The following is a 19,761-nucleotide window of genomic DNA, read 5'->3' on the forward strand; positions in this document are numbered from 1 at the left end:
CATGATGGCGCTCTGCCTCTTGCGCTTGGCGGCGGCTTGGCCAAACCTTGCGAATCTATGACGCCAGCGATTTTCGGCCTGTCGGGCCTCGTGCTCACCGATGCGGAGCGAGCCTTCTTCGGCTCCTGCGATCCGGCGGGCTACATCCTGTTTGGACGAAACTGCGAAAGCCCCGCACAGATGCGGGCGCTGACCGACGATTTGCGCGCACTGCACGGGCGGGACGACCTGTTGATCCTGATCGATCAGGAAGGGGGCCGCGTCACCCGCATGAAGCCGCCCGTCTGGCCGGCCTATCCGCCGCAGGGTGTGTTCGACCGGCTTTACGACATCGCACCCGCCAGCGCGATAGAGGCGGCGCGCTGCAATGCCCGCGCCATCGCGCTCGACCTTGCCGAGGCGGGGGTGAGTGCCGATGCGCTGCCCCTGCTCGACGTGCGGCAGAAGGGCGCGCACGACGTCATCGGGGATCGCGCCTTCGGCTATGATCCGATGCGCGTCGCGGCACTGGGCCGCGCGGTGCTGGACGGGATGGCGCAGGCCGGCGTTGCCGGCATCGTCAAGCATATCCCCGGCCACGGCCGCGCCCTGTGCGACAGTCACAAGAACCTGCCAACCGTCTGTGCCAGCGATGCCGAACTGGCTGTCGACCTTGCCCCGTTCAAAGCGCTGCGCAGCGCGCCGATGGCGATGAGCGCGCATATCGTGTTCGAGGTGTGGGACGCCAAGCGACCCGCCACGCAGTCGCCCTTCGTGATCGACCGGATCATCCGCCAGCGCATCGGCTTCGACGGCCTGTTGATGAGCGATGACATCGATATGGAGGCGCTGACGGGCACGATCCCCGAACGCTCGCTCGCCGCGGTGGAGGCGGGTTGCGATGTCGTGCTGAACTGCTGGGCGAAGATGGACGATATGGAAGGCATCTGCGCCGCGCTGCCCGCCATGGGCGCGGATGCACGGCGGCGGCTCGATGCGGCGATGGCGGGTGCGAACGTCGCTTGCCCGTTCACGCGCGGCGAAGAGCGGGCCGAAGCCATCGCCAAGCGCGATGCTTTGCTGGCTGCAGCAGGCGTTTCGGCATGAGCGCAGGGGGCGAGCCGCAGGAACTGCCGCTCGGCCCTGCCGCGCCCTCCGATATCGACTGGGATGCACCAGCACCCGAAATCGATCGCGACGATCCGGCGCGGCTTTATATCGACATAGACGGCTTTGAAGGCCCGCTCGACATCCTGCTCGATCTGGCGCGGCGGCAGAAGGTCGACTTGCGCCGGATCTCGATCCTCGAACTGGTGGACCAGTATCTCGAATTCATCGACCGCGCGGGCGAGATGAAGCTGGAACTGGCCGCCGATTACCTCGTGATGGCGGCGTGGCTCGCCTATCTCAAATCCGCGCTGCTGTTGCCCAAGGAAGAGCAGGAAGATCCCAGCCCGGAGGAACTCGCGCTGCGCCTGCAACTGCGACTGCAGCGGCTGGCCGCGATGCGCGAGGCTGCGGCAAGGCTGATGACGCGTGACCGGCTGGGCCGCGATGTCTTCATGCGCGGCGCGCCCGAAGGGCTGCGGGTGATGAAGAAACGCGCGTGGCAGTGCGAATGGTTCGATCTCGTGCAGGCCTACGGACAGGTCAAGGCCCGCACTGCGCCTGTCGTCCACATGGTGCGCGAACGATTGGTGATGACGCTGGAAAGCGCGCTCAGCCGCGTATCCTCGATGCTGGGCGTTGCGCTGGACTGGATGGAGCTGAAGCAGTTCCTGCCGCCCCATGCTGATCCGCAACTGAAGAAGTCGGCGCTCGCCTCCAGCTTCGTTGCCGCGCTGGAACTGGCCAAGCAGGGCAAGGCCGAACTGGCGCAGGAAGAGACGTTCGGGCCATTGCGGCTGCGTTCGATGAAGCGGGGCGGGAATTGAGCAGCGCCAGTTCCGATCCTGACGACCTGGTCCGTGCGGTAGAGGCCATCCTGTTCGCCGCCGAACAACCGCTGACGCGCGAGGACATTGCCGAGTACCTGAACGGTGCGGACGTGCGCGATGCACTGGCGGAGCTGGAGGAAACATACCGCACGCGCGGTGTGAACCTCGTGAAGCGCGGCAAGCTCTGGCATTTCCAGACCGCGCCCGACATGGCCAATTTCCTGCGGCGGGAGCGGGAGGAAGTGCGCCGCCTGTCGCGCGCCGCGACCGAATGCCTTGCCATCATCGCCTATCACGAACCGGTCAGCCGTGCGGAAATCGAATCGATTCGCGGTGTGCAGACGGCGAAAGGCACGCTGGACGTGCTGATGGAGGCAGGCTGGGTACGCGCCGCCGGCCGCCGCGAAGTGCCGGGGCGGCCCGTGATCTATGCCACGACGCCCGAATTCCTGACCCATTTCGGCCTTGCCAGCCGCCGCGACCTGCCCGGCCTTGCCGAACTGCGCGCAGCCGGCCTGCTGGACCCGGTGGAAGAGGCCATGGAGCGCGAGATGGAGGCGCGGCCGGACGAAGAAAATCCGGCTGAAGCGGACAGCGATCCGGATATCGTGCCGGAGACTGTAACAGACCCTACGCGATCACTGGATATGGGCGACCAAAGCGCCTAGACAGGGCGCGACTCTTCAGGAGAATTAAAGTGAACGTCGGCCCCTGGCAGCTTATCATTATCGCGCTCGTGATCCTCGTCCTGTTCGGGCGTGGCCGCATTTCCGAAATGATGGGCGACTTCGGCAAGGGCATCAAGAGCTTCAAGCAGGGCATGAACGACGAGAGCGGCAAGGAAATGATGCGCCTCGATCCGCCCAAGGAAGCGGACCCCTCTGCCACCGAAAGCACCACAACGAAGGACGGCGAAAAGAACGCCTGACTGTCCGCGCCAAACGGCCTGCGTTGCCAGCCGGCGCGATACGGATAACTGCTGAACCATGTTCGACATCGGCGCTACCGAGCTGCTCCTGATCATCGTTGTCGCGGTGATTGTGATCGGACCGAAGGATTTGCCCATGGCCTTGCGCACCGCAGGCCGGTGGATCGGGAAGATGCGCCGCCTGTCGGGCCATTTCCGCTCCGGCCTGGATGCCATGGTGCGAGAGGCGGAGCTGGCGGACATGCAGAAGGAGTGGGACAAGCGTAACGCCGATATCATGGCGAAGCATCCCGCGACCGATCCTGAAACCGGCAAGCTGGCCGATGCGAGCGCGGAAGTCGCCGCCCCTGCGGCTCAGGTGACTGAAACGACGCCGGTTGCGCCTGCAGCCTCATCCGAACCCGTCGCTACCGAACCTGCCGCAAAGCCGGCTGCGAAACCGGTGTCCGATGCGCAGACGCTGCCGCTGTTCGATGACGGCGCCACCGGCGACACGTCGAAGGGCTGATCCGTGGTCTTCAAGGTTTCCGATCTCGACGATACCGAATCGCCGCTGCTCGATCACCTGATCGAACTGCGCCGCCGACTGCTGCGTGCGGTCATCGCGCTGATCGTGGCATTCGCGATCTGCCTGCCGCTTTCGGACAAGATCTTCGGCTTCCTCGTCCGCCCGCTGACACAGGCTTTCCCGGCGGGTGAGGGCAGGCTGGTCTATACCAAGCTTTACGAGGCGTTCTTCGTCGAAGTGAAGGTGGCGATCTTCGCGGCCTTCTTCATCGCGTTTCCGATCATCGCCAACCAGCTCTGGGCCTTCATCGCGCCCGGCCTCTACGCGAAGGAGAAGAAGGCGTTCCTGCCCTTCCTCATCGCTTCGCCGGTGCTGTTCATCATGGGGGCTTCACTCGCCTATTTCGTGGTGATGCCCACGGCCTTCAAGTGGTTCATCGGGTTTGAAGGAACGGCAGGCGGGCTGAAGCAGGAAGCGCTGCCAGCGATGGGCGAATACCTCAGCCTCGTCATGCAGTTCATCCTTGCCTTCGGGGCCAGTTTCCAGCTGCCGGTGCTGATGCTGCTGTTGAACCGCGCGGGGCTTGTCACGCGGGCGCAGATGGTGAAGGCGCGGCGTTATGTCATTGTCGGCATCGTTGCCGTGGCCGCGGTGATCACGCCGCCCGACGTCGTTTCCCAGCTGATGCTGGCCTTGCCGCTGCTGGTGCTGTTCGAAGGATCGTTGCTGCTGATGTGGTTCACTGACCGCAAGCGCCCCCCTGAGGACGAGGCAGAAGGTGCCGAGGCAAAGGGCGCAGAAGTAAAGGCCGGGGCCGAAACCGGGGCGATGGAAAGCTAACGCCCGCCGTCGGCGACGGGTTTGCCCATCTCCACCGACACGGCAGCCGTCGCAGACCACGCCTTGCGCCCCGCGATCCACGTTTCCAGCACGCGCCCCTGCCGCAATGTCGCCGGCTCTGCCAGTAGCGGGTCGACCGTGACCAGCACGAAATCGGCCCACTCACCCTTGGCCAAAGTGCCGAAGCGGCCGTCGGCACCCATCGCGTAGGCACCGCCAGCCGTATAGGCGGCAAGCGCCTGTTCGCGCGTGATCGCTTCTTGCGGTTGCCACCCGCCGAACGGTTCGCCGCCCGCATCCTGACGGGTGATGGCATCGGCCAACCCTTCGAACACGTTCGGCACTTCGACCGGTGCGTCCGATCCGAAGGCGAGGTGCGTGCGGTTCGCCAGCATGGAGCGCCACGCATAGGCACCGGCCAGCATGTCGGGGGCTAGGCGCGCTTCGGCCATCGTGCGGTCCGACAACATGTGGTGGGGCTGCATCGATGCGATCACGCCCAATTGCGCGAAGCGGGGGATGTCGGCAGGCGCGACGACTTGCGCATGTTCGATCCGCCACCGCCGGTCGCCGGGATAGCTGTCCTTCATGTCCGCCACGGCATCCAGCGCTTCGGCATTGGCGGCATCGCCAATGGCGTGGATGGCGATCTGGAAATTGTCCATCGCCGCGCGGCTCATCAGGTTGCGCAGCTGCGTGCCGGTGATCAGTTGCAGGCCGGTGGTGTCCGGCGCGTCGGCATAGGGGCGGCCCAGCCACGCCCCGCGTGAACCCAGTGCGCCGTCCAGATAGAGCTTCACGCCCGCCAGTTTCAGCCTGTCGCCATAGAGCCACGGGCTCGGCCCCGGACCGGCGATCGTTACCATATCGTCGATGCCGTGGGCATAGGACACGATGCGCAGGGACAGCCGGCCGACATCGCCTTCGCGCCGGATCGATTGCCAGTCCAGCAAGGTCGTGCCCATGTCGGAAACGCCGGTTATGCCGCGCGCCAGCAGCAGGTCCTGCGCTTTGCGAAAGGCGATGTCGCGTTCCTCCGGCAGGGGCGGGGGAAGCTTGCTTTCGACAAGGGCGGTCGCGGCATCGATCAGCACGCCGCCGGGTTTGCCGCCCGCCTGCACGATGCGTCCGCCAGCCAGTGCTTTTGTCGCAGCGGTGATGCCGGCGCGCTTCAGTGCCTCGCTATTGGCCCAGCCCGCGTGCCCGTCGGCGCGGACCAGCCAGACCGGGCGATCGCCGACGGCGGCATCCAGTTCGGCGGCAGTGGGCAGGCGGTCCATGCCCCACGTCACCTCGTTCCAGCCGCGCCCCACGATCCACGGCTTGTTCCCGTTGCGCCGCGCATAATCGGCCACGCGGGTCAGTGCCTCTGCCAGCGAAGTGGTCCCCGACAGGTCCAGCCCGATGGCGTTGAACCCGATGTCGGACAAGTGGACATGCGAATCGATGAAGCCGGGCAGCAGCGTGCGGCCCTGTCCGTCGATGCGGTATTGCACGTCCTTCGGCTTCTTCGCGCCCTGCCGGTAGGTTTCCTTCACGCGCCCGTCGTCATCGATCAGCAGCGCTGCAAACCGCTCGACATTGCCGTCCGCATCGACGCGGATGCCGTTCACATCGTCGACCAGCGTGTCGGCCAGTGCCGCCCCGGGAATTGCGAATGCAAGGATGGATCCGGCAAGAAGCCGGCAAATCGTGGTGCGACCGTTCATGGCCCACCGTCTAAACGCCATTTCCTTCGCGCGCCATATCCGATAGGGCGCGCGGTCTATGGCAGAGAACAGCACAGCGACGAAGAATACGGCAGCAGCGGACAACGCTCTGCCGTTCGGTGCAGACGACGTTCGGGCCGCGGCAAACAATATTGCCGGGCAGGTCGTGCGCACGCCCATTCTCCATTCCAAGACGCTGTCCAAGATTACCGGCGCCGACATCTGGCTGAAGTTCGAGAACCAGCAGTTCACCGCCGCTTACAAGGAACGCGGCGCACTGAACGCGCTGCTGCACCTGACCGATGAACAGAAGGCACGCGGCGTGATCGCGGCATCGGCGGGCAACCATTCGCAGGGGCTCAGCTATCACGGCACCCGCCTTGGTGTGCCGGTTACGATCGTCATGCCGCGCACGACGCCGACAGTGAAGATCATGCAGACCGAAAGCGTGGGCGGCAAGGTCGTGCTGGAGGGTGAGACGTTCGACGACGCGTCGGCCCATGCGCACAAGCTTTCGAAGGAGCTTGGCCTGACTTACGTGCACCCGTTCGACGACCCGACGGTCGCGGCAGGGCAGGGCACCGTCGGGCTGGAAATGCTGGACGATGTGCCCGAACTCGACACGCTGGTCGTGCCGATCGGCGGCGGCGGGCTGATTTCCGGCATCGCCACGATTGCCAAGGCGATCAATCCCGACATCCGGATCATCGGCGTGCAGGCGCGGCTCTATCCTTCGATGTTCGCGCGGATAAAGCACGAGGAACTGCCCTGCGGCGGCGACACGCTGGCCGAAGGTATCGCGGTGAAGGAACCGGGCGAGCTTACCTCGCAGGTCATCCGCGCGCTGGTCGACGATATCGTGCTGGTGGATGAAAGCGCGCTGGAAAACGCGGTCTCGCTGCTGCTGCAGATCGAAAAGACCGTGGTTGAAGGTGCTGGCGCGGCAGGGCTTGCCGCCGTGCTCAGCCACCGCGAACGGTTTGCCGGACGCAAGATCGGACTGGTCCTGTGCGGCGGCAATATCGACACGCGCCTGCTGGCCAACGTGCTGCTGCGCGATCTGGCCCGTTCCGGCCGCCTCGCGCGGTTGCGGCTGACGCTGCAGGATCGCCCCGGCGCGCTGTTCAAGGTGATGCACGCGTTCAACGAACACAACGTCAACATCCTTGAAATCTACCACCAGCGCATTTTCACGACGCTGCCGGCAAAGGGCCTGATCACCGATATCGAGTGCGAGGCAAGAGACCGTGCACAAATCGATGCCCTGATTGCCGACCTGACGGGGCAGGGTTACAACGTGTCCGAAGCGGAGCTCGCCTGATCCCGTTCCAATCTGGTGCAGTACGGGAAAGGCGGCTGGGCACCGGAACTAACGTGGTTAAGGGTCTTTAACACTTTGTCCTTGTGGGGCATAAGGGATGCAGCGCAGCGATGCAGCTTTCCTGGTTGCCGCACGATGCGCCGGATGGACGGTCGGCCCGATGCCCGGGCCGGCCATCCCACCCCGGACCAGATAAAAGAGGTACAGACAGTTTCGTGACCGCTCCGGTTCGATTTCCCCGCTTCTACGTGACCGCGCCCGCGCCGTGTCCGTACCTGCCGGGACGACAGGAGCGGAAGGTTTTCACCGAACTGTCCGGCCCCGATTCCGACGCCCTTAACGACGCTCTCAGCCGCATCGGTTTCCGCCGCAGCCAGACGGTCGCCTATCGCCCGTCGTGCGCGGGGTGCAATGCCTGTGTCTCGGTGCGTGTCGTCGCATCCGAATTCAAACCGTCGAAGTCGCAGTCGCGCACTCTTTCGCGCAACAGCGACCTCGTCGCCACGGCCTGCCGCCCGTGGTCCACGGTGGAACAGTTCGAACTGCTGCAGAGCTACCTCGCCTCCCGCCATCCCGGCGGCGGCATGTCCGCGATGGACGAGATGGACTATGCCGACATGATCGAGCAGACGCCCGTCACCAGCTACGTCATCGAATATCGGGAGCCTTCGGACGGAGAAACACCGGGCCGGTTGGTCGGTGCATGCTTGACGGACCGGCAAAACGATGGTCTTTCAATGATCTATTCGTTTTACGATCCGAACCATGGTGAGCGGTCCGGGCTTGGCAACTATATCATCCTCGACCACATCCAGAGGGCGTCCGGCGCTGGGCTGCCCTATGTCTATCTCGGCTACTGGATCGAGGGTTCGTCGCGCATGCAGTACAAGATCCGTTACCGCCCCCTGGAAAAGCTGGGCGCCGACGGGTGGGAGCGTTTCGATGCCGGTCGCCAGAACGCTCTTATCGCAGGCGTTGCCGCCAGTCCCGGAAGGGGCAGCGAAGGCGACGGCCTGTCCAAGGACGGTCTTTCCAAGGACGGTATGTCAAAAGACGGCATCGCCGATCATCGGAACCTGCAGCCTTCGCAGCCGCATTCCGATCCCGTTTCCCAAGGCTGATTTCCCGCGCCGTGCCGCCCTGCTTTGCGGGGCGATGGCACTTGCCCTGTCGGCGCTTGCGCCATCGCTGGCCAGTGCCCAGTCGCTGGACGCCGATGCGGAGCTGGAGGACCTGATTCCCGATTCGGCCATCGCCGATCCGGAAAGCTGGGCCGTGGATACCGAAGCGGCGCGCACGCCCGAGGATGGCGGCCCCGATCCCGAAACACCACTGGCCGACAATGGCGCCTTCACGCTCGACTGGCCGGACGAGGAAATCGACGTCGCCTTCGAACCGCTGGAGGAAGACCCCGCACTGGCCGAAGCGCTGTCGCGGGAGGCCGGTCGCCCGGCACAGGACATCGCCCTGCCCGAAATGGCGCGTGAGGAACGTGGCGGAAACGGGCAGGAAAGCGTCGACATCACCAAGCGGATCGAGTTGCGCTTCCCGCCCGAATTTGCCGAGTTCGAACAGATCGGCGAATTCCGGCAGCGGTTCCGCGACTTGTCCGACCTCGTCAACCTTGCCGATAGCGACGACAACCTAGCCCAGCTGGGCAATCGCGCGCGGGCGGATCAGGAGCTGCTGGAAACGCTGCTGTCGGTCTATGGCTACTACGATGCGGACGTAACGCAGCGTGTGCGCACGCCTGCCGCAGGGCGCGGTTCGGGCGAGGACGGAGAGGTGAAGCCCGGCGACGCGCGCTTCGTCTTCTCCATCGATCCCGGCCCGCGCTATGCCTTTGGCGCGATCGATCTTGCCACGCTGGAGACGACGGGGGCGGACTATCCGCTGCTGCGCGAGGCGTTCGGCATCAAGAGCGGCGACCCGGTGAACGAGGATGCGATCGTTTTCGAGCGGCTCGATCTGGACGTTGCACTCGGTGAAAACGGCTATGCCTTTGCCGAAGTCGGCGCGCCCGATCTGCTGGTCGATCACGCGCGGGACGAGGCGGACCTGACCATCCCTGTCGCGCCGGGCGGCAAGTACCGTTTCGGGCAAGTGGTCAGTTCCAAGCCGAAGTTCCTGTCGGGCAAGCACCTTGGCGAAATCGCGCGCTTCGACGCGGGCGATATCTACAAGGAAAGCGATGTGGAGGATCTGCGCCGCGCAATCCTTGCCACCGGCCTCATCTCCACCCTGTCGATCCAGCCGCGCGAAGTGGAGGCACCAACAGAAGGCCAGCCCGGCACGGTGGCGCTGGATGTCGACCTGACCGAAGCGCCGCTGCGCACGATCGCCGGATCATTGGGTTATTCGACGACGGACGGATACCGCACCGAAGTCAGCTGGGAACATCGCAACTTCTTCCCGCCCGAAGGGATGCTGCGCGTGCGCGGTATCGTGGGAACGCAGGAACAGCTGGTCGGCGCGACCTTGCGCCGCAACAACTGGCACGGGCGCGACAAGGCCATCTCGCTGGACGTGTTCGCCAATACGATCGACCGCGATGCCTATGAAGCGCGCACGCTGTCGGCGATCGCCAAATATGAACGGCTTTCAACGCTGATCTTCCAGAAAGAGATTGCGTGGTCGGTCGGCCTAGAACTCGTTGCCACGCAGGAACGCGAAGGCACGCTGGATGGAGAGACCGGCCCGCGCGAGACGTTCCTTGTCGCCGCCGTGCCCGCGTCGGTCACTCTGGACCAGAGCGACAGCCTGCTCGACCCGACGGAAGGCTGGCGGCTGGAGGCGTGGGTGTCGCCGGAAATCTCCACGAACAACGGCACGCAATCGACTTATGGTCGCGCGACACTGGAAGGGCGTTATTACAAGCCGTTCGGCGAAAGCGTGGTGATCGCCGCGCGTGCCAAGATCGGCACGATCCAGGGCACCGCCCTCGACCATATCGCGCCTTCGCGGCGTTTGTTCGCGGGCGGCGGCGGTTCGGTACGCGGCTACGGCTATCAGGATATCGGGCCGAAGGACGATCTGGGCGATCCGACCGGCGGGCGCTCGCTGTCCGAATTCTCGCTTGAAGCGCGGGTCAGGACCGGCATGTTCGACGGCGCCTTGTCCTTCGTGCCGTTCATCGATGCGGGCGCGGTCGATACGACGACAACGCCGCGCCTGCGCGATCTGCAGTTCGGTGCGGGCGTCGGCATCCGGTATCACACCAATTTCGGCCCGCTGCGCGTCGATCTGGCCACGCCGATCAACCGCCGCCCGGGTGACAACCGCATCGCCGTCTACGTCGCGCTGGGTCAGGCGTTCTGATGGCGGAAGAGGACATCATCGAACCTGCCGGTGAAGACGCGCCCGCGCCAGCGAAGCGCGACTGGGGCAAGTACTGGCGCCGCCGCTTCGCCGCTTTCGTTCTGGGCATCATCCTGCTGGCAGGCGCTGGCGCGCTGCTGATCGATAGTCCGATCGGCCACCGCTTCATCGTGAACAGCCTTGCTTCCTATGCACCGGCATCGGGCCTGCGCATCAAGGTCGGGCGGATAGAGGGTTCGGTCCTGTCGCGCGCTACGCTGCGCGATGTCGAATTCTATGACCCACAGGGAAAGTTCCTCACCGTGCCGGAGGCGGAGCTGGACTGGCGCCCGCTGCACTGGTTCACCAGCGGCCTTGACGTGCGTAAACTGGTCGCGCGGCGCGGGACATTGCTGCGCTTGCCGGAACTTGAGCCCGGCGATCCCGATGCGCCGCTGCTGCCCGATTTTCCCATTCGGGTGGACCGGTTCGAGCTTGACCGGCTGTACGTGGACGAGGCCGTGGCCGGTATCGGCCGCACGGTGAACCTGAAGGCGAGCGTCGATATCGCGAAGGGGCGGGCCAAGCTCAACCTCGTCAGCGAACTGGGCGGCAAGGACGAGCTGTTCGTCAATCTCGACGCATCGGAAAGGAAGGACATCCTTGACCTGACATTCCGTTACAGCGCGCCGGCGGGCGGGCTGCTGGCGGGCATGGTCGGGGCAGAAGATGACATTTCCGCCCTGATCAGGGGTGACGGGACATGGCGTGACTGGAAAGGTGGCCTGCTTGTCACCAAGGGCGGCGAGAATTTTGCCGCGATGCGCCTGTCCAAACAGGGCGATGTCTATGGCGCGCTGGGGCAGGTGTTTCCCGGCGACGTGCTGACCGGCATTCCCGCGCAGGCGGTGGGCGATGCGCTGTCGGTGAAGCTGACCACCACGTTCGACAGCAGCGTTTTCGACGGCAAGGCGATCCTTGTCGGGCGCGGTGCGTGGCTGGCGGCGGACGGGATCGTCGATCTGGCGGGCAACGAAGTGGACGGGCTGTCCCTGCGCACGCGGGTCACCGATCCGGGGCTGCTTGGTGTGGAAACCGACGGGCTGGTCGCGGATCTCGATCTGGACGGGCCGCTGGGCGAACTGGACATCAGCTACCATGTCAGGGCCGCGCGGATCGCTGCGGGAAGCGCCGCGATCGACGGTCTCGACGCGAAAGGAGAGGCAAGCTGGGACGGTGCGAAGCTCGTCCTGCCGCTTGGCGTGAAGGCGCAGCGGATCGATACCGGCGTGGCGTTGCTGGACCCGCGGCTTGCCGGAGCGGCACTGACCGGAACCGTCGTTTACGGCGCTGGCCGCGTACAGTCGCAGGATCTTGTCCTTGCCGCACCGGGGATCGATGCGCGAATGACGCTGGATGGCGACGTTTCGGCAGGGCGCTATGCGCTGAACGGGCCGGTTGCGATGCAGAACCTGCCGCTCGAAGGGCTGGGCAGTGCGAACGCCCGCGCCGATGTCAGCGCCGTGATCGGCGGGCCGCAGGGGTGGAGTGTGGATGCCCGCGTCGACGGAAAGATTGCGCGCGTGACGAATGCGACGCTCGCCAATATTGCCGGCCCCGCCATTGCGGTCACGGCGGATGTCCAAACGGCGGGCAATGCCCCCGTGCTCGTGCGCAGTGCGCGCGTTACTTCGCGCAACCTGCGGATGAACGTATCGGGCAGCCGCGCGCTTGACGGCACGGTAAAGCTGACCGGGCGGGGCGAGCAGGCGGACTATGGCCCCTTCACCGTCGACAGCACGATCGATGGCGCGGGGCCGCACGCGGTGCTCGTCTTTGCCAATCCCTATCCCGCCGCGGGCCTTGCCGACGTGCGCGTCGCCGTGGACCCGACGGGCGACGGTTTCGCCATCGTGACGGAGGGTGACAGCACGCTTGGCCCCTTCGATGGCGAACTGTTCCTCGTCATGCCTGCAGATGGCCCGACCCGCATCGATATAGAGCGGCTGACGATATCCGACACGCAGCTTGCGGGCACTCTCGAACTGCAGGACGGCGGCGCGGCCGGTTCGCTGGCGCTGACAGGCGGGGGCGTCGAAGGTAACATCGACCTGACGCCGACACCGGCGGGGCAGGGGATCGCGGCCGACGTCATCTTGCGCAACGCCCGTTTCGACGGGCCGACACCGATCACCGTGCGCATCGGCCACCTCGTTGCCAACGGCACCCTTGGCGAAGGCGGCACGATAGAGGCTGCGGTCAATGCGCAGGGCATTTCACGTGGCAACCTTTTCATCGGGCGGCTTGCCGCCGAAGGGCAGATGAAGGACGGGGCGGGCAGCTTCAGCGCGCAGATTGCCGGCCGGCGCACGGCGCGCTTCAACCTTCGGCTGGTCGGCGATATCGCGCCCGATCGCATCTCCGTCGGCGCGCGCGGCCGCTATGCCGGTGAACGCATCGCCATGCCGCGCCGCGCGGTGCTGACGAAGGATGGCGACGACTGGGTGCTGCAACGCAGCCAGATCGGGTTTGCAGGCGGCGCGATACAGGCGGAGGGCCGCTATGGCGACGCCACGGCGATGACGGTGAAAGTGGCGAAGATGCCGCTGGAGGTTGCCGATCTCTTCATGCCGGATCTGGGGTTGGGCGGCACGGTTTCAGGCATTGTCGAATATGCCGATACGCCCGGCACGCTGGCGACGGGCAAGGCGACGCTGAAGTTCGACGATCTGACCCGTTCGGGCCTTGTCCTGACTTCGCGTCCGGTCGACATCGCGCTTGTGGCCGAACTGGGGGCGAGCGATCTGCAGGCCCGCGCCGTGTTCAAGGACGATGGCAAGAGCAACGGGCGGATGCAGGCGCGCATTTCCGGTCTGCCCGCGCGCGGCGCGCTGATCGACAGGCTGCGTGTCGGCGATCTTGATGGCCAGATGCGCTATGCCGGCCCTGCCGATGCGCTGTGGCGGCTTGCCGCGATAGAGGTGTTCGACCTGACCGGCCCGATCGAGATCGCGGGCGACGTGCGCGGTACGCTGGACAACCCCGTCGTGCGCGGCACGATGAAGGCCAGCGACTTGCGCCTGCAATCGACGCTGACCGGCACCGACATTACCGGTCTGGATGCGCGGGGCAGTTTCGACGGATCGGTCCTGCGCATATCGCGCTTTGCCGGCACGGCGAAGAACGGCGGAACCGTATCGGGCAGTGGGTCGATCGACCTGTCCGACATCGTCACCAGCGGTGTCGGCATGGATATCCGCATCGCCGCGCGCAATGCGCGATTGCTGGACCGCGACGACATGGCCGCGACGGTGACCGGCCCGCTGCGGGTGGTGGCGAAGAACAACGAAGGCACGCTGGCCGGGCGGCTCGATGTCGTCAGTGGACGGTGGAAGCTGGGCAATGCCGACGCGGTGGCGATGCTGCCCAATATCGCCAAGCGCGAGATCAATACCCCTGCCGACCGGGAGGAGCGTGCCGTCGCCAGCAAGCCGTGGCGCTATCTGATCGACGTGCAGGCGAACAACCGCTTCACCGTCACCGGTATGGGCCTCGACAGCGAATGGAGCGCCGATGTCCAGCTGCGCGGCAATACCGATGCGCCGCGCATCATCGGGGAAGCGAACCTCGTGCGCGGTGGTTACGAATTTGCGGGCAAGCGTTTCGAACTGACGCGCGGGCGTATCCGCTTTTCGGGCGAGAACCCGCCCGCGCCGCGTCTGGATGTGGTGGCAGAGGCCGACATCAGCGACATCAACGCGCGCATTTCCATCACCGGCACGGCCCTTGCGCCGCAGATCGCGTTCAGCTCGATCCCTGCCCTGCCCGAAGAGGAAGTGCTGTCGCGCCTGCTGTTCGGGGATTCCATCGCCAATATCTCCGCGCCCGAAGCATTGCAGCTTGGCGCGGCGCTTGCCTCCATGCGAGGCGGCGGGGGCGGCGGGCTGGACCCGATCAACAAGCTGCGCGGTGCCATCGGGCTGGACCGGCTGCGCGTTGTCGGCGCGGACGAGGCACTGGGCCGTGGAACCAGTGTCGCGGTGGGCGAATACCTTGGCCGCGACCTCTATGTCGAACTCGTCACCGACGGGCAGGGCTATAGCGCGACCGAGCTGGAATACCGCGTGACTGCGTGGCTCTCGTTGCTGGCGACGGTTTCCTCGCTGGGCAACAACGCGTTGGAGGCGGAGATCAGCAAGGATTACTGATGCGAAAACGCCGGCCAATTGCTGGCCGGCGTTTCGTGTTGCGTTGCGCTGGAATGCGCGGGTGTCAGGGTTTGCGCAAGACCGCGTCGATCGGCATGGCCGCGCCGTTCGTGGCCAGCACCGGCTGAGCCGAAACGTGCGCGCTGTTACCGTCCTCTCCGGTTACGGTAAGCGTTTCGCCTTCCATGCTGAACGTGACGGTCGTGTCGCCCATCGTCGTCATTTCGACAGGGCCGCCGCTTGCCTCGATCGCCTTGGCGATGTCGCTTTCGCTGAAGGCGCCGGGCAGGACATGATCGCGCAGCACTTCGGCCAGCAGCGCCCGGTTCTCCGGATCGGCCAGCTTCTGATCCGCAATGGCGGCAAAGGCATCGTCGGTCGGCGCCAGCAGGGTATAGCTGGCGCTGCCGTCAAAGACTTGCGCAAGGCCGGTATCGTTCAGTGCGGAACTGACGGTGGAAAGCGATCCGGCATCGGCCAGTTCGCTGGCCAGCGTGTCGTTGCTGACCGTTTCGCCGGTCGCGGCCTCTTCGCTGCCGGAGCAGGCCGCCAGCGGCAGTGCGAAGGCGAGCGAGGCGGCCAGCATCAGCGAGCCGCGTTTGTTCGCGAGGTTCGTCATTATCGTCCCTTTCATCACAGCAGCAGTTCGATCGCGGCAGCAACCAGCTGCGTCGTCGGGTCGACCTGATAGACGTAGCCGTCGCTGTAGCGGTAATAGGCGTCCGGCCCGTCGACGTAGCGGTCGCGATAGCCGTAAGGCACGTTATAGACGCTGTAGCCCATCGGCATCGGCTGGCCGACCGTGATCGTGTCGCCGGTCAGCAGCGCGGCGATAGACGTGATCGCCGCAGTGTCGGGATCGACGCGGTAAAGCACGTTGTCGGCATAGCGGTAGCTGCCCGCCGGGCCGAGGCCGTAGTAGCTCTCGTAATAGCCGGGCACCGGCTCGTAATCGTACCACGACGGCCAGACGTTGCCGGCCGAAAGCGCACCGCCCAGCAGTGGATAGTAGCCGAGAATGGCCCCCGCCGGAGACAGGCGGACGAGATTGTTGTCGTAATAGCGATAGCGCCCGTCGATCAGGCCGGGCAGGCCCCACCAGCTGCTGCGGTCATAACCGTAGTAGTCCCGCTTCACGAGGCCGGGCGGGTTGCAGCCGTTCTGCTTCTTGGCAAGGCCCGGAGGGCAGCCATCGATCAGCCCGTAATCGCGAGCGCGCGAATCGCGGCTGTCATAACGGAACAGGTTCACGACATCGCGGCCATCGCGCATGTTGCCGTTCGCCTTGCCCGAATTGCCGGGGCTCATGTCGCGCACTTTCACGACATCGGCCCTGTTGCCGTTGCCGTTTCCATTGCCGGTCGCTTTCATCGGCTTGGCATTGCCATTGCCGCGATTGTCGGACCCGCGATTATCGGACTTGGCGTTGCCGTTGTTCTGGGCAACCTTGGCATTGCCGTTTCCGTTACCATTGCCGCGCATGGCATTGCCGTTGCCGCCGCCGTTACCGCGATCGGCATTCTTGGCTCCATTGCCGCCGCCCTGGCTGGAAGAGGCAGCGGCATTGCCGTTACCCTTTCCGTTGCCGTTCCCATTGCCATTTCCGGGTTGGGCGTAGGCACCGCCCGCGGCCAGCGCAATGGCCGCAACGCCCATAACAATATTGCGCATCTCGATTCTCCTTTTGCGCTCAACGGCAAAGGCGGCGCTACGTTCCGTAATGGCGACAGATCGGATCAGGCGCAGCGACAGGCGGAGCAATCGGCAAGACTGTCCGGTCTCGCTGAACGGGCGGTTTAGGTCGGGTTCAGGCGATCAGGAAATGGTGCCGGTCAGGTCGAACGTCACGATGCCTCGCGCCTTGCGATTGCGGCGCTTCCATCGGTCATGCGCCAGCGAATGGTGCGCATCGCGGTGCCCGTCGGCCCAGTGTTCGTTGATGGTATAGCGGGAGAATTCGTAGTCTTTCGAATGGCTCTCGTTCAGCTCGCCGCGATTGATGAGATGCATGATCGAAACGCCACCGTGCGAAGGCAGGTCGGCCAGCATCCGGACGTCGGGATCGTCCTTCATTTCGTCCGGTAGTTTTTCGCAGATCCGCTTCGCCGCATCGCGCAGCTTCTCCATCTGCTTGTTGAGATCGGTGTTGAGGCGCGTGCGGCTGGAATAGCGGATGTCCTTTTCCCGTTGCAGCGCATCAGGAAGGGTCAGCGGCATGCGTCCGCGCGCGCTGAACAGGTCGACCTGGAATATGGTCAACCCGCCATCGGGGCTGGTGTCGAGCACGTATTGCAGCGGCGTGTTGGAAACGAGCCCGCCGTCCCAATATGGCTCCCCGTCGATGAACACGGGCGGAAAGCCGGGCGGCAGCGCGCCGCTGGCCATGATATGCTCCGGCCCGATCGTGCGTTCGCGGCTGTCGAAATAGACGAAGTTGCCGGACAGGACGTTTACCGCGCCGACACTCAGCCGCACGCCGCGCCTGTCGTTGATCAGGTCGAAATCGACGAGGTCGAGCAGCGTCTGGCGTAAAGGCGCCGTGTCGTAGAAGCTGATCGCGGCGGGATCGTCGGGCCAGAAGATCCCCGGCGGGATCAGGCGCGGTTCGAAGAAACCCGGAATGCCGACCGCCGCGACAAGCGCCGCCGACATCTCGTTGAACCAGCGCCTCGGCTCGCCCTCCCGCGTGGGGGACGGGATGGTCAGGCGCGATGAAGCCAGATCCCAGAAGGCGCGCAGGCGTTCGATGCGGCGTTCGGGCGGGTTGCCGGCGATGATCGCGGCGTTGATCGCGCCGATCGATATACCCGCCACCCAGCCGGGGGCTGTGCCTTCTTCCGCCAGCGCCTCGTAAACACCGGCCTGATAGGAACCGAGCGCGCCACCGCCCTGCAGGACAAGGACGGTGCTTTCATCCGCGGGCAGGGGCTTGCCGGTCGCCATCACCGCAATATGGCCCGTTTATGTTGCAATGCAACAACGTCATGATCGTAAGGGCCATGAAAAAGGGCGCCCGGTTTCCCGGACGCCCCTTTCGTATCTGGACTGACCCGGGGGATCAGGACGAGTAGTACATGTCGTACTCGACCGGGCTCGGCGTCTGTTCGAAGCGATAGACTTCTTCCCACTTCAGTTCGATGTAGGCGTCGATCTGGTCCTTGGTGAACACGCCGCCTTCCAGCAGGTAGTCGTGGTCCGCGGTCAGTGATTCCAGAGCCTCACGCAGCGAGCCGCAGACGGTGGGAACTTCGGCGAGCTCTTCCGGCGGAAGGTCGTAGAGGTTCTTGTCCATCGCGTCGCCGGGGTGGATCTTGTTCTTGATCCCGTCGATACCGGCCATCAGCAGCGCTGCCGCGGCGAGGTACGGGTTTGCCAGCGGATCGGGGAAGCGGAATTCGACGCGCTTCGCCTTTTCGCCGGCACCGTACGGAATGCGGCACGATGCCGAACGGTTGCGGGCCGAGTAGGCCAGCAGGACCGGCGCTTCGAAGCCGGGGACGAGGCGCTTGTAGCTGTTCGTCGTCGGGTTCGAGAAAGCGTTGATCGACTTGGCGTGCTTGATGACACCGCCGATGTAGTAAAGGCAGGTGTCCGACAGGCCGGCATAGCCGTTGCCCGCGAACGTGTTCTTGCCCTTGTTCCAGATCGACATGTGCGTGTGCATGCCCGAACCGTTGTCCATGCGGATCGGCTTCGGCATGAAGGTCGCGGTCTTGCCATAGGCCTGGGCGACCATCTGCACGACGTACTTGTAGATCTGCACGCGGTCGGCCGTGGTGGTCAGCGTGCCGAAGGTGATGCCAAGTTCGTGCTGGGCAGCGGCCACTTCGTGGTGGTGCTTGTCCATCGGCAGGCCCATTTCGACCAGCGTCGAGACCATTTCGCCGCGGATGTCCATGCAGCTGTCGACCGGCGGAACGGGGAAGTAGCCGCCCTTGGCGCGCGGACGGTGACCGAGGTTGCCGCCTTCGTATTCCTTGTTCGTGTTGCCGGGCAGTTCGATGTCGTCGATGCGGAAGCCCGAACCGTCGTAGCCGTCGTAGAACTTCACGTCGTCGAACATGAAGAATTCCGGTTCCGGGCCGACATAGACGGTGTCGCCAAGGCCGGTCGTCTTCAGGTATTCCTCTGCGCGCTTCGCGGTCGAACGCGGATCGCGCGAGTAGAGTTCCCCGGTCGACGGTTCGACGATGTCGCAGAACAGGACCATCATCGGCGTTGCCGAGAACGGATCGATGTAGGCCGCGTCAAGGTCGGGCTTCAGGATCATGTCCGATTCGTTGATGGCCTTCCAGCCTTCGATCGACGAACCGTCGAACATCAGGCCCTGCTCCAGCTCGTCCTCGCCAAGCGGGGCGGCGAGCATCTGGAGGTGCTGCCACTTGCCCTTGGGGTCCGTGAAGCGGAGATCGACCCATTCGATCTCTTCGTCCTTGATCCTTTTGAGGATGTCCTTTGCAGAGGCCATTTTCATCCCTTTCGACTTGATGTTCCCGGCCCGTGCCGGGGGATGGCAATGTGAATGGGGGCGGGAACCCGTCCCCGAAGATGGTTCAGACCGCGTCGGCGTCGCGTTCGCCGGTGCGGATGCGGACTGCCGTCTCGATCGGGGAGACGAAGATCTTGCCGTCACCGATGCGGCCCGTCTGCGCGGCGCCGGCGATCGCCTCGATCACGCGTTCGGCCATGTCGGCGGTGACGATCACTTCCAGCTTCACCTTGGGCAGGAAGTCCACGACGTATTCGGCGCCGCGATAGAGTTCGGTGTGGCCCTTTTGTCGGCCGAAGCCCTTCGCCTCTGTTACGGTGATGCCGGTCACGCCCACTTCGTGCAGCGCTTCCTTCACCTCGTCGAGCTTGAAGGGCTTGATGATCGCTTCGATCTTCTTCACGTCAGTACTTCTTGTGCCCCCGTGTTACGTTCGGCCAGTTACGTTCCGGCATTGTCATCATGCCGGGACCCTGTCCTTCCCGGCATGAGCGGCGGCACCCTTTCGCAGGTGGATGCAACCGCGCATCCATGCCCGAAACAAG

At 64.8% G+C, this 19,761-nt stretch carries 16 protein-coding genes; 10 read left to right on the forward strand and 6 right to left on the reverse strand.

From position 1 onward, the window contains the following. The first annotated feature begins 57 nt into the window (after window positions 1-57). The 6 genes from nagZ to tatC are packed head-to-tail and all read left to right on the forward strand — an operon-like array spanning window position 58 to window position 4,192. Window positions 58-1,086, forward strand: a complete 1,029-nt coding sequence (nagZ, locus tag A7A77_RS07120; protein WP_066555744.1) for a beta-N-acetylhexosaminidase — start codon at window positions 58-60, stop codon at window positions 1,084-1,086. Further along, window positions 1,083-1,913: a segregation and condensation protein A gene (locus A7A77_RS07125; protein ID WP_066555746.1), complete on the forward strand. Its 831-nt coding sequence runs from the start codon at window positions 1,083-1,085 to the stop codon at window positions 1,911-1,913. The genes nagZ and A7A77_RS07125 overlap by 4 nt, the downstream gene beginning before the upstream one ends. Beyond that, window positions 1,910-2,584 (forward strand): SMC-Scp complex subunit ScpB, encoded by a 675-nt coding sequence (gene scpB / locus A7A77_RS07130; RefSeq protein WP_082835971.1) that lies wholly within the window; start codon window positions 1,910-1,912, stop codon window positions 2,582-2,584. The genes A7A77_RS07125 and scpB overlap by 4 nt, the downstream gene beginning before the upstream one ends. A gap of 29 nt (window positions 2,585-2,613) precedes the next feature. Next, entirely contained in the window at window positions 2,614-2,844 is a 231-nt protein-coding gene (gene tatA / locus A7A77_RS07135) for a twin-arginine translocase TatA/TatE family subunit (RefSeq protein ID WP_066555748.1), read from the forward strand. A gap of 58 nt (window positions 2,845-2,902) precedes the next feature. Beyond that, window positions 2,903-3,352, forward strand: a complete 450-nt coding sequence (tatB, locus tag A7A77_RS07140) for a Sec-independent protein translocase protein TatB (RefSeq protein WP_066555753.1) — start codon at window positions 2,903-2,905, stop codon at window positions 3,350-3,352. A gap of 3 nt (window positions 3,353-3,355) precedes the next feature. Next, window positions 3,356-4,192 carry a twin-arginine translocase subunit TatC gene (gene tatC / locus A7A77_RS07145; RefSeq protein WP_066555755.1) on the forward strand — a complete coding sequence of 279 codons (837 nt, stop codon included), beginning with the start codon at window positions 3,356-3,358 and terminating at the stop codon, window positions 4,190-4,192. Here the strand turns inward: tatC and A7A77_RS07150 are convergent. After that, complete coding sequence (locus A7A77_RS07150) at window positions 4,189-5,901, reverse strand: amidohydrolase (protein ID WP_082835972.1); 1,713 nt, start codon at window positions 5,899-5,901, stop codon at window positions 4,189-4,191. The genes tatC and A7A77_RS07150 overlap by 4 nt on opposite strands. A gap of 58 nt (window positions 5,902-5,959) precedes the next feature. On the opposite strand from A7A77_RS07150, the gene A7A77_RS07155 reads away from it, so the two are divergent. The 4 genes from A7A77_RS07155 (at window position 5,960) to A7A77_RS07170 (ending at window position 14,727) form a co-directional block, all read left to right on the forward strand. Next, window positions 5,960-7,222: a threonine ammonia-lyase gene (locus A7A77_RS07155; protein WP_066555757.1), complete on the forward strand. Its 1,263-nt coding sequence runs from the start codon at window positions 5,960-5,962 to the stop codon at window positions 7,220-7,222. A 215-nt stretch (window positions 7,223-7,437) separates the two neighbouring features. Next, entirely contained in the window at window positions 7,438-8,343 is a 906-nt protein-coding gene (locus A7A77_RS07160) for an arginyltransferase (RefSeq protein ID WP_066555759.1), read from the forward strand. 34 nt (window positions 8,344-8,377) lie between these two features. Continuing rightward, window positions 8,378-10,540, forward strand: coding sequence for an autotransporter assembly complex protein TamA (locus A7A77_RS07165; protein ID WP_066555762.1), 2,163 nt, complete (start codon window positions 8,378-8,380; stop codon window positions 10,538-10,540). Beyond that, window positions 10,540-14,727: a translocation/assembly module TamB domain-containing protein gene (locus A7A77_RS07170; protein ID WP_066555764.1), complete on the forward strand. Its 4,188-nt coding sequence runs from the start codon at window positions 10,540-10,542 to the stop codon at window positions 14,725-14,727. The genes A7A77_RS07165 and A7A77_RS07170 overlap by 1 nt, the downstream gene beginning before the upstream one ends. A 64-nt stretch (window positions 14,728-14,791) precedes the next feature. Here the strand turns inward: A7A77_RS07170 and A7A77_RS07175 are convergent, their stop codons facing one another. The 5 genes from A7A77_RS07175 to A7A77_RS07195 form a co-directional block, all read right to left on the reverse strand. Further along, complete coding sequence (locus A7A77_RS07175) at window positions 14,792-15,346, reverse strand: fasciclin domain-containing protein (RefSeq protein WP_172799858.1); 555 nt, start codon at window positions 15,344-15,346, stop codon at window positions 14,792-14,794. Between the two features lie 14 nt (window positions 15,347-15,360). Beyond that, window positions 15,361-16,398, reverse strand: a complete 1,038-nt coding sequence (locus A7A77_RS07180) for a hypothetical protein (protein ID WP_066556057.1) — start codon at window positions 16,396-16,398, stop codon at window positions 15,361-15,363. 144 nt (window positions 16,399-16,542) lie between these two features. Further along, the gene (locus A7A77_RS07185) at window positions 16,543-17,670 is read right to left on the reverse strand and encodes a patatin-like phospholipase family protein (RefSeq protein WP_066555769.1); all 1,128 of its coding nucleotides are present in this window, start codon (window positions 17,668-17,670) and stop codon (window positions 16,543-16,545) included. 115 nt (window positions 17,671-17,785) lie between these two features. Continuing rightward, window positions 17,786-19,195: a type I glutamate--ammonia ligase gene (gene glnA / locus A7A77_RS07190; RefSeq protein WP_066555772.1), complete on the reverse strand. Its 1,410-nt coding sequence runs from the start codon at window positions 19,193-19,195 to the stop codon at window positions 17,786-17,788. Window positions 19,196-19,280: 85 nt separating this feature from the next. Then, window positions 19,281-19,619: a P-II family nitrogen regulator gene (locus A7A77_RS07195; RefSeq protein WP_066555774.1), complete on the reverse strand. Its 339-nt coding sequence runs from the start codon at window positions 19,617-19,619 to the stop codon at window positions 19,281-19,283. Window positions 19,620-19,761 lie beyond the last annotated feature (142 nt).

The sequence above is a fragment of the Croceicoccus bisphenolivorans genome (genome assembly GCF_001634625.1).
Classification (GTDB): domain Bacteria; phylum Pseudomonadota; class Alphaproteobacteria; order Sphingomonadales; family Sphingomonadaceae; genus Croceicoccus; species Croceicoccus bisphenolivorans.

Coding starts and splice junctions, on each gene's coding strand:
- A7A77_RS07125 (WP_066555746.1), top strand. CDS start 1,083: ATGAGCGCAGGGGGCGAGCCGCAGGAACTGCCGCTCGGCCCTGCCGCG.
- A7A77_RS07180 (WP_066556057.1), bottom strand. CDS start 16,398: ATGCGCAATATTGTTATGGGCGTTGCGGCCATTGCGCTGGCCGCGGGC.
- A7A77_RS07155 (WP_066555757.1), top strand. CDS start 5,960: ATGGCAGAGAACAGCACAGCGACGAAGAATACGGCAGCAGCGGACAAC.
- glnA (WP_066555772.1), bottom strand. CDS start 19,195: ATGGCCTCTGCAAAGGACATCCTCAAAAGGATCAAGGACGAAGAGATC.
- tatB (WP_066555753.1), top strand. CDS start 2,903: ATGTTCGACATCGGCGCTACCGAGCTGCTCCTGATCATCGTTGTCGCG.
- A7A77_RS07170 (WP_066555764.1), top strand. CDS start 10,540: ATGGCGGAAGAGGACATCATCGAACCTGCCGGTGAAGACGCGCCCGCG.
- A7A77_RS07165 (WP_066555762.1), top strand. CDS start 8,378: ATGGCACTTGCCCTGTCGGCGCTTGCGCCATCGCTGGCCAGTGCCCAG.
- A7A77_RS07175 (WP_172799858.1), bottom strand. CDS start 15,346: ATGACGAACCTCGCGAACAAACGCGGCTCGCTGATGCTGGCCGCCTCG.
- A7A77_RS07150 (WP_082835972.1), bottom strand. CDS start 5,901: ATGAACGGTCGCACCACGATTTGCCGGCTTCTTGCCGGATCCATCCTT.
- nagZ (WP_066555744.1), top strand. CDS start 58: ATGACGCCAGCGATTTTCGGCCTGTCGGGCCTCGTGCTCACCGATGCG.
- A7A77_RS07185 (WP_066555769.1), bottom strand. CDS start 17,670: ATGGCGACCGGCAAGCCCCTGCCCGCGGATGAAAGCACCGTCCTTGTC.